This is a genomic window from Capnocytophaga sp. oral taxon 863 str. F0517 (genome assembly GCF_000466425.1).
GTDB lineage: Bacteria > Bacteroidota > Bacteroidia > Flavobacteriales > Flavobacteriaceae > Capnocytophaga.
The window spans coordinates 18,458-27,073 of sequence record NZ_KE992177.1 but is presented as its reverse complement, the minus strand read 5'-3'; the positions used below and the strand labels follow the sequence as shown (position 1 = coordinate 27,073).

Here is an 8,616-nt window from a genome sequence, read left to right as displayed (position 1 = left end):
CCCTTGAGGGGGGCAGGGGGGATGTGACAATGAAAGGTTGATAATAAGTCACTTACAACTATTATGGATGCATATATTTCTAGTTCTTTAACTATTGATTCGTATCAATAATGATTAAAGAGTAAGAATTGACTATTATAAAATGGTCTCTTCTTCTGGAAAATTCACTAAATAGAGTTTTTCCTTAGCACGTGTAATGGCCGTATAGAGCCATCGGAAATAGGCAACACTTTGCCCTTCGGGGAGAAAGGGTTTCTCTACAAAGACCTGCTCCCACTGTCCTCCTTGGCTTTTGTGACAGGTAATAGCATAGGCATACTTGACTTGGAGGGCATTATAATAAGGATGAATACGTATATTCAGCGGAGCTATCTGGCCGGTTTGCTTGTTATACTCTTGTAGGATCTCCCGATAGAGGTTGTTTTGCTCCTCATAAGTCAGCGAAGGGGTGGGGCTGGTCAGGGTATCCAAAAGTAGGATCGCCTCAAAAGGGTCTATGGCCGGATAGTCGATCAGGCGAACCAGCACATGGGCAAAGGTCAAGCCGTATACCTCCTCGACAAGCTGTAACTCAAGCACTTCCAAGGTGTCTCCGTTGGCGATAAAGCCTACGGTATCAGCCCCCCACAGATAATTATTCTTGACCACCATCAGCCTATCTCCCACACATAACAACTGATCGTATTCGAAAGCCACCTGCCTTATCTGTTCATTGTACTCCACGGCGCGCTTGTTGGCACGTACGATGAAGCAGGTTTGCTCCACCCCACTCTCCTGATAGGCTTCCAAGAGGGCTTCTTGTAGCTCGGAGGCATTCTCCAAAAGGACAACATCCTTGAAGGGCGTTATACGAATACGGAAGTTGTCCTTGAAGTGCTCGATGCGCTTTCTAAGGCGAGTTGCATTATAAAGGATACCGGACTTGCGCCCCTGCCGTACCACATCGGTCAGCTCCCCCTCTACCACTTCCTTGTGATAGACGAAGCTGAGCCGGTCACTGTCCAGCGCGGGACTTAGCTCGGTGTGTATGGGGGGCAGCTGGGCAGTATCACCTATGATGAGCAACCGACAGCGATCCCCTACATACACAAACTCCATCAAGTCCGACAGCAGCGACCCTTGCCCAAAGACACTTTCCTCCCCTATCATAGAGGCCTCATCTACAATAAAAAGAGCCTCAGAGGCCTTGTTCTCCTTCAGGGAAAAGGCAAACATCCCCTGCTCATCTACCATTTGATAGATATATTTATGGATTGTAAAAGCCCGCTGACCGGTATAGGTAGTCATCACCTTGGCAGCTCGTCCGGTAGGAGCCAGGAGAATTACCTTTTGGGAAAGCTCCTTGAGGGTCTTGACCAAGGTGTTGACAAGGGTGGTTTTCCCCGTCCCTGCAAAACCCTTTAGCAAAAACAAACTTTGCTCATTATCATCTGCAAGAAAACCTGCAAGCTCCTCAAAAACAATCTCTTGCGATTCTGTAGGCTCCCAACCGAAATGACCCAAAAGCAATTCATAAATATCCTCTATCTCCATAGGTAAGAAATAATTCCAAAGGTAAGAAATTTTTTTTATAGAAAAACATTTTCTTTCAAAAAAAATTTGTATTTTTGCTCATTATTGCGAATTTAATACAAACCCATTATTATATGAGAAAAGGAATCCAAGCTGCTTTATTGATAATCAGTGTTATAGGCTTTTATTTGATATACAAATCCATTCAAGGCCCCATCGAATTTGAGAAGGAAAGTAAGGTGCGTTTTGCCCAGGTCATCGCCAAACTGAAGGATATTCGCAAATGCGAAGAGGCCTATGAGGCTATTCATAAGACTTATACCAACCGTTTTGATGAATTAGAGAAATTCGTAGAAACTGGTCAGTTCTATATCACTACCCAGCGAGATACCAGCTGGACTGAGTTCGACAAGAATTTAAGAATCGATGTCCCTAAGCAGAGTGTCGTGACCGACACCATAGGCAAGGTATCGGTAAAGGACTCTTTGTTCAAAAACTCCAACCGTTACAAGGAAATGTCCTCCATCACCATAGCCGATCGTACCATCCCTATCAAGATAGAGACTGGGGTGATCACTCGTGAAAATGAAGTAAAATTCCCTGTATTCGAGGTGAAAGTCTCTAAAAAAGAGATCCTTAACGGCCTGGATGAAGATGAAATCAACAAAGAAGTCCAAAAAACAGGAGTTAATGACATCAAGGGTGCCTATGTATCGGTAGGTTCCATGACTGAGGTATCTAGTAGTGGTAACTGGCCTTCTTATTATAACGATAAGTCTGAAAACAAAAGTGAAGGAAGGTAATCATTTACATATAGAGTTCAAAAAGATGTCCATTCAATTGAATTTGGATGGGCTTTCTTTTTGTATCTTTAACCCAGCCCTTTCCTGTGTAGAATCTATCTATTATCTTACAATCCCCCCTTCCACCTCCCCTTTGGTGGCCGAACAGCAGGTGCAGCAATTCCTAAAGGAGGAACGCGCGCTCTGTCAAGACTTTGACACCATCAAGGTATTACACAACAACGAACAATTTGCCTTTGTTCCCGAAGAACTCTTCGCCACAGAGCTCCTTTTTGAGTATCTTAAGTTCAATGTACCAGATTATCACAACCAGATTATCAGCCACGACACCCTCAAGGAGGAAAAGATGATCAATGTGTATATCCCCAACTCGTCTATCAACCGGGTACTGCGTGAGACCTACGGTATCTTTGAATACGAACACTTCACCACTACCCTGCTGAACATCCTACTGATGCACAATCCTAAGAAAAAAGATGCTATCTATGCTCATTTCGATCGTGGTGCCTTCCACTTGGTAGTTTTCAAGGACGAACAATTGGCTTTTTACAACCGTTTTGCCTTTGAGGAGCCTATCGATATGCTCTATTACCTGCTTTTTTCCTTGGAACAACTCTCTATAGATACCGAGGTGACCCCCTTGTACCTCTTAGGTGATATCATCCGTAACTCCGAACGCTATTACCTTATATATAAGTATGTGAGATTCATCTATTTTCTACCCCCTCAGAAGAACAACCCCTTCTGCCAAAATATGGATCCAACCCTCGCCAGACAGAATTTTATACTCACCCATACTTTCTAGTGAATCATAAATAGTGTTTACTAACGGCCTACCCTTAAAATTAACAATTGACAATTAACAATTAACTATTAAAACTCGTTTTTATTCTGTATCTTTGCCCTTAGGAAAAATAAAACCTTATTAACAATATTAGCATGAATAATCCTGACTTACTCAAACGTGTAGAAATAGCCTTAGCGGAGATACGCCCTTACTTGCAAAACGACGGAGGAGACATCTCTCTCATTGGCATAGAAGATGATAAAATTGTAAAAGTACAGCTCTTAGGTAGCTGCTTGAACTGTAGCGTGAACCAAATGACTCTCAAAAGTGGAGTAGAGATGACAGTAAAGAAGTATGCGCCTGAGATCGAGAAAGTTGTAAATGTAAACTAAGAAAAGTATAATTTGTTTTGTTTATTTTTCCCTTTGAGAGGCTGCTCTTGAGGGGTTTTTCTTTAATATATGGAGAAAAAAGAGTTTTACGCCCATGGAAAATTGCTCCTCACAGGGGAGTATGGAGTATTAGATGGGGCTTTGTCCTTAGCCCTTCCCGCTCGGTATGGACAGCGTATGCAGGTGCATCCCCTCCAAGAAAAGCGGGTATTCTTTTGCAGTCTCACCACAGAGGGAATCCCTTGGTTTGAGGAAGAACTATTTGTTGGAAGTAGCAATCCCATTGCCCAAACCTTGGAGAAGATCCTAAGAGAAGCCCAGCGACTACAACCGGGCTTCCTAAGCCAGACAGGAGCAAGGGTCACCACCCGTTTGGAATTTCCACAAGGCTGGGGATTAGGCTCTTCCTCTACACTGATTGCTATGATCGCCCAGTGGGCTCTGGTGGATCCCTACCAACTGCTGTGGAACAGCTTTGGTGGCAGTGGGTACGACATCGCCTGCGCTATGGCCTCCTCCCCCATCCTCTATCAGCTGCAAGAGGGACAGGCCAAGGCCTATCCGATTTATTATCAGCCCAGTTTTGCCAACTCTCTTTTCTTTGTCTATCTGAATCAAAAACAAAACAGCCGGGAGGGTATCGCTCACTATAGGGCTATCAAAAAAAATAAGCCTACCCTCATTCAGCAGCTCTCCCTCTTAACCGAATCGGTATATCGCTGTGAGTATGTAGCGCAATTTACCTCCCTTATCAGCCAGCATGAGGCGCTGCTCTCGAATTTTTTACAGCTGCCTACCGTAAAAGAACGCCTTTTTGCCGACTTTGAAGGGGCTATCAAGAGCTTAGGAGCTTGGGGAGGTGATTTCATCTTGGCCGTAGGTCAGGCCAATTATGTAAGGGAATATTTCTCCGACAAAGGATACACCACCATCCGCTCCTTTCAAGAAATGATTCTTCCTACGGATAGGGAGCCAATATTACCTCCAAGCCCTCAAGATCTTCCGTAATAGGAATTTGACAACCCAAGCGGCTATTCTCCTTAGTATAAGAGGTCTCAAAGAGCATCGCTTCCTCATCGGGGCCTATCTCCGGCAAGGGGGTATCGCTCATTATATAGCATTGGCAAGAACCACACATGGCCATACCACCGCACACCCCTATCTCTCCATCCTCCGCTATAGCATAGGCTCGAATAACCTCCATAAGGGACATATTCATATCTGTAGGGGCTTCCACTTCAAAGAGGACTCCCTGCCTATCAGTAATTTTCAAATTAACTTCTGCTGACATATCTCGTTTTGAAAATGCAAAATTACAAAATTAATAACTAATGACCAATATATTATAATGATTAATGGTTAATGATTGATCATCAGTCTCTTACAAAAAAAATGAAAAAAAATATCCAGAAACGCTTGTCAGTTCAAAAAAAGGTTGTATCTTTGCACCCGAATTACAAAAGGGTTCTTAGCTCAGCTGGTTCAGAGCATCTGCCTTACAAGCAGAGGGTCACTGGTTCGAATCCAGTAGGACCCACTTTTATTCATCATTCAAAATTTTTTAGGGTTCTTAGCTCAGCTGGTTCAGAGCATCTGCCTTACAAGCAGAGGGTCACTGGTTCGAATCCAGTAGGACCCACTAAAAATAAAAGGTAAAAAGTAATAACTTTTTACCTTTTTTCTTTTTATCATCTATACATATGGATCGCCTCACTGGTGTGAACTTATAGCTCGTACCACGCCTTTGCAAGCCCCACCACTGCTAAGCCAAGGGCTAGTCAAGGCCTGATTTCTACACCTTTTCTCCTTTGCCTTTTACTTTTCAACGCTCTTGATAAGGTTGTTAAAAAAAAATTCCTCTCAAAAAAGCGTTTTATTTACATTATTTTCATATATTTGCACGTTTTTTGAAATAGTATAAATCATTGTAAAATGCAGAACAAAGGATTAGTAAAATTATTTGCCTTACTCTTTGGTTTGGTGAGCATCTATCAGCTCTCCTTTACCTTCGTAGCAAATCATCAAGAGAAAAAAGCAGAAGAATTTGCAGCCCTAAAAGTGCCTACCTCTGTGGAGGATTACGTCCATCAGCGCGAGAAAGTCGTAAACAAATACTTGGATTCTATCGCCAATGAGACTGTATACCACTTAGGAGTCGCCTCTTACACTTTCAAGGAAGTAAAAGAGAGAGAACTCAAGCAAGGCCTTGACCTGAAGGGTGGGATCAACGTTACCCTACAAATATCAGTGCATGATATCTTGCGTGGCCTTGCCGAAAACTCTAAAAATGCAGCCTTCGAAAAAGCCTTAGCCGTTGCCGACCAACGCTTACGCGAAACTGACCAGAGCTATATTGACCTCTTCTTCGAGGCCTTCGATGCCACTGGTGCCAAATTGGCCGCTGCTGATATCTTCGGCAACAAAACCCTCAGCTCGCAGATTACCCCTCAAATGGCTAACTCCGAGGTGAAACCTATCATCCGAAGAAAAGTAGATGAGTCTATCTCCTCTGCCTTCGAGGTATTGCGCAAGCGTATCGATAAGTTTGGGGTCACTAATCCTGATATTAAGAAATTAGGGAACTCCGGCCGTATCTCCGTAGAACTCCCTGGTGCTAAGGACATCTCTCGTGTAAAAAATCTCTTGCAAAGTACTGCCCAATTGGAGTTTTGGGAAACTTTCAAGGCGGGTGACTTTACAATGTTCTTCGCCCAGCTCAACGCTGCTCTTCAAGCCAAAGAAGCGCCTGTGAAGAAAGAAACTACCCCAGAGCCAGCCCCTGCTACCACTCAAGTGGATACCCTTGCCACCGCCCAAGTGGACACCTTATCCGCTCGTAGTGAAGTGGATTCTCTTCTGAACAAAACCGCCGAAAAGAAAAAGGATTCTATCGCTCCAGCTCAGAAGAATCCTCTCTTCGATCTTTTCCAACTCACTCAGGGAGAAGCTTCTCCTTCCATTGGTTATTTCTTAGCCTCTGATACGACCAAATTGCTCTCTTACCTTCGTGGCGATGAGGCTAAGCGTGTCATGCCTGCTGAACTCAAAAATGCAAAATTCGTATTCGGAAAACCACATCGCTTGGACAACTTCCAACAGCTCTACCGCTTGTTCATCCCTTATGAATATGAAAAAGCCAATCCTGCCGAGGCTAAAAACTTCAAGGATCGCCTACAAGGCCTCCTCCGCAAGTCTGACTTAGTGGAACTCTATGCATTACGTGGCAACCGTACCAACGAACCTCCGCTCAATGGTGGCGTGGTAACCGAAGCGGTACAAACTTATGACAATCATAACCAACCTTGTGTATCCATGAATATGAATACAGAAGGGGCTAAAATATGGGAGAACCTTACCGGAAAGGTATTTACCGAAAAAGGAAACATCGCTATCGTATTGGATAATATCGTGTACTCTGCCCCAAGTGTAACCTCTGGCCCTATCGCCGGTGGTAGCACTCAGATTACTGGTAACTTCTCCGTACTCGAAGCACAGGACTTGGCCAACGTACTCCGCGCCGGTAAGCTGCCTGCCTCTGCCGACATCGTACAGTCTGTTATCGTAGGGCCTTCCTTAGGTCAGGAGGCGATCTCTAGCGGATTTATCTCCTTCGCTATCGCCGGGTTGATTATCTTCCTTTGGATGCTCTTCTATTATGGCCGTGCAGGGGTATTTGCAGACATCGCCTTACTCTTTAACATCCTCTTGATGTTCGGAATCTTAGTAAGTATCAACTCCGTGCTTACCCTCCCTGGTATTGCCGGTATTGTGCTTACCATTGGTATGTCCATCGATGCGAATGTGATTATCTTCGAGCGTATCCGAGAGGAACTAAGAAATGGTAAGTCGCTAAGCCAAGCCATTCATGATGGTTTCAGCCATGCTATTACTTCTGTATTAGATGCCAACATTACCACTTTCCTAACCGGAGCTGTGCTCTTTATCTTCGGTAGTGGCCCTATCAAAGGTTTTGCTACTACCCTGATGATTGGTATTATAACCACTATCTTTACAGCCGTATTTATTACCCGATTGCTCATTGATTGGTATGTAGCCAAAGGAAAAGACCTTTCTTTCTCTACATCTATCACTAAAAATCTTTTGGCCAATACCAAAGTGGATTTCCTCTCTAAGCGAAAAGTATGGTATGCCATCTCAGGCGTACTCATCTTGATCAGCTTAGGCTCTATGTTCACCCGCGGTTTCGACCAAGGTATCGACTTTGTAGGAGGACGTTCTTACCAAGTGCGTTTTAAGAATCCGGTAGAAACTCAGAAAGTAGCCAGCCTGCTCAAAAATTCTTTAGGTTCTGTAGAAGTAAAAACCTTCGGTGCGGCCAACCAAGTGCGTATCTCAACTAAGTACAAATACAACGACGAAAGTACCCAAACCGATAACGAAATCCAAGAAATCCTCTACAAAGATCTACAACCTGTCATGGGCGAACAAATCTCTTACGAGGAGTTCATGAGCGGGGAAGGTCTTGGTGTGATGAAGTCCGACAAGACTGGGCCAAGTATCGCTGAGGATATCAAGAGCAGTGCCGTATGGGCCATCATTGGTTCGCTGATTATCATCTTTGGATATATCTTAGCGCGTTTCCGCAAATGGCAATTCTCCATGGGTGCCGTTGCTGCCCTTACCCACGACGTGATTATCACCTTGGGAGCCTTCTCTTTGCTCTACTCTGTGATGCCTTTCAGCCTTGAGATTGACCAACAGTTTATCGCGGCAATCCTTACCGTAATTGGTTACTCATTGAACGATACAGTGATCATCTTCGACCGTATCCGTGAGGAAATAGGCAAGAGTGGATGGAGTGCTCAAACGCTTAATCATGCCATCAGCACAACCCTAAGCCGTACGCTGAACACCTCTCTCACTACCTTACTAACCCTCTTGGCTATCTTTATCTTCGGGGGAGAAACCCTTCGAGGCTTCATGTTTGCCATGATCATTGGGGTAGTAGTGGGTACTTATTCCTCTATATTCGTAGCCACCCCATTGGTATACGACTCCTCTAAGGGAGAGAGAAAGAAACAGGCAGAAGCTGCTAGCGAAGAGGTTCATAAATAAGATCTTTTCAGATTTACTCATTTTTTAAAATCAGTGGGGAGCACTC

Annotated in this window: 7 protein-coding genes and 2 tRNA genes; 7 read left to right on the top strand and 2 right to left on the bottom strand. The window is 44.2% G+C overall.

The genetic code is table 11. From position 1 onward, the window contains the following. Positions 1–135 precede the first annotated feature (135 nt). Complete coding sequence (locus tag HMPREF1551_RS11990) at positions 136–1,533, bottom strand: ATP-dependent RecD-like DNA helicase (protein ID WP_021629423.1); 1,398 nt, start codon at positions 1,531–1,533, stop codon at positions 136–138. Between the two features lie 113 nt (positions 1,534–1,646). On the opposite strand from HMPREF1551_RS11990, the gene HMPREF1551_RS11985 reads away from it, so the two are divergent. The 4 genes from HMPREF1551_RS11985 to HMPREF1551_RS11970 all read left to right on the top strand — a co-directional run bounded on the left by HMPREF1551_RS11985 (position 1,647) and on the right by HMPREF1551_RS11970 (position 4,502). Next, entirely contained in the window at positions 1,647–2,315 is a 669-nt protein-coding gene (locus HMPREF1551_RS11985) for a hypothetical protein (RefSeq protein WP_021629422.1), read from the top strand. Next, positions 2,257–3,120, top strand: a complete 864-nt coding sequence (locus tag HMPREF1551_RS11980; protein ID WP_314751455.1) for a DUF3822 family protein — start codon at positions 2,257–2,259, stop codon at positions 3,118–3,120. The genes HMPREF1551_RS11985 and HMPREF1551_RS11980 overlap by 59 nt, the downstream gene beginning before the upstream one ends. Before the next feature lie 134 nt (positions 3,121–3,254). Next, entirely contained in the window at positions 3,255–3,494 is a 240-nt protein-coding gene (locus tag HMPREF1551_RS11975) for a NifU family protein (RefSeq protein WP_021629420.1), read from the top strand. Between the two features lie 69 nt (positions 3,495–3,563). Beyond that, positions 3,564–4,502 carry a GYDIA family GHMP kinase gene (locus HMPREF1551_RS11970; RefSeq protein ID WP_021629419.1) on the top strand — a complete coding sequence of 313 codons (939 nt, stop codon included), beginning with the start codon at positions 3,564–3,566 and terminating at the stop codon, positions 4,500–4,502. Here the strand turns inward: HMPREF1551_RS11970 and HMPREF1551_RS11965 are convergent. Next, on the bottom strand, positions 4,453–4,785 hold the full coding sequence (locus tag HMPREF1551_RS11965) for a 2Fe-2S iron-sulfur cluster-binding protein (RefSeq protein ID WP_021629418.1): 333 nt from the start codon (positions 4,783–4,785) through the stop codon (positions 4,453–4,455). The genes HMPREF1551_RS11970 and HMPREF1551_RS11965 overlap by 50 nt on opposite strands. A gap of 171 nt (positions 4,786–4,956) precedes the next feature. Between HMPREF1551_RS11965 and HMPREF1551_RS11960 the strand changes: the two genes are divergently transcribed. The 3 genes from HMPREF1551_RS11960 (at position 4,957) to HMPREF1551_RS11950 (ending at position 8,570) form a co-directional block, all read left to right on the top strand. Next, positions 4,957–5,031 (top strand) — tRNA-Val (locus tag HMPREF1551_RS11960). Positions 5,032–5,058: 27 nt separating this feature from the next. Then, positions 5,059–5,133: transfer RNA gene (locus HMPREF1551_RS11955), tRNA-Val, on the top strand. Positions 5,134–5,426: 293 nt separating this feature from the next. After that, complete coding sequence (locus HMPREF1551_RS11950; protein ID WP_021629417.1) at positions 5,427–8,570, top strand: protein translocase subunit SecDF; 3,144 nt, start codon at positions 5,427–5,429, stop codon at positions 8,568–8,570. Positions 8,571–8,616 lie beyond the last annotated feature (46 nt).

What these genes read in the sequence shown, in the direction of transcription:
- HMPREF1551_RS11990 (WP_021629423.1), bottom strand. Translation starts at nt 1,533, where the DNA reads ATGGAGATAGAGGATATTTATGAATTGCTTTTGGGTCATTTCGGTTGG.
- HMPREF1551_RS11985 (WP_021629422.1), top strand. Translation starts at nt 1,647, where the DNA reads ATGAGAAAAGGAATCCAAGCTGCTTTATTGATAATCAGTGTTATAGGC.
- HMPREF1551_RS11975 (WP_021629420.1), top strand. Translation starts at nt 3,255, where the DNA reads ATGAATAATCCTGACTTACTCAAACGTGTAGAAATAGCCTTAGCGGAG.
- HMPREF1551_RS11970 (WP_021629419.1), top strand. Translation starts at nt 3,564, where the DNA reads ATGGAGAAAAAAGAGTTTTACGCCCATGGAAAATTGCTCCTCACAGGG.
- HMPREF1551_RS11965 (WP_021629418.1), bottom strand. Translation starts at nt 4,785, where the DNA reads ATGTCAGCAGAAGTTAATTTGAAAATTACTGATAGGCAGGGAGTCCTC.
- HMPREF1551_RS11950 (WP_021629417.1), top strand. Translation starts at nt 5,427, where the DNA reads ATGCAGAACAAAGGATTAGTAAAATTATTTGCCTTACTCTTTGGTTTG.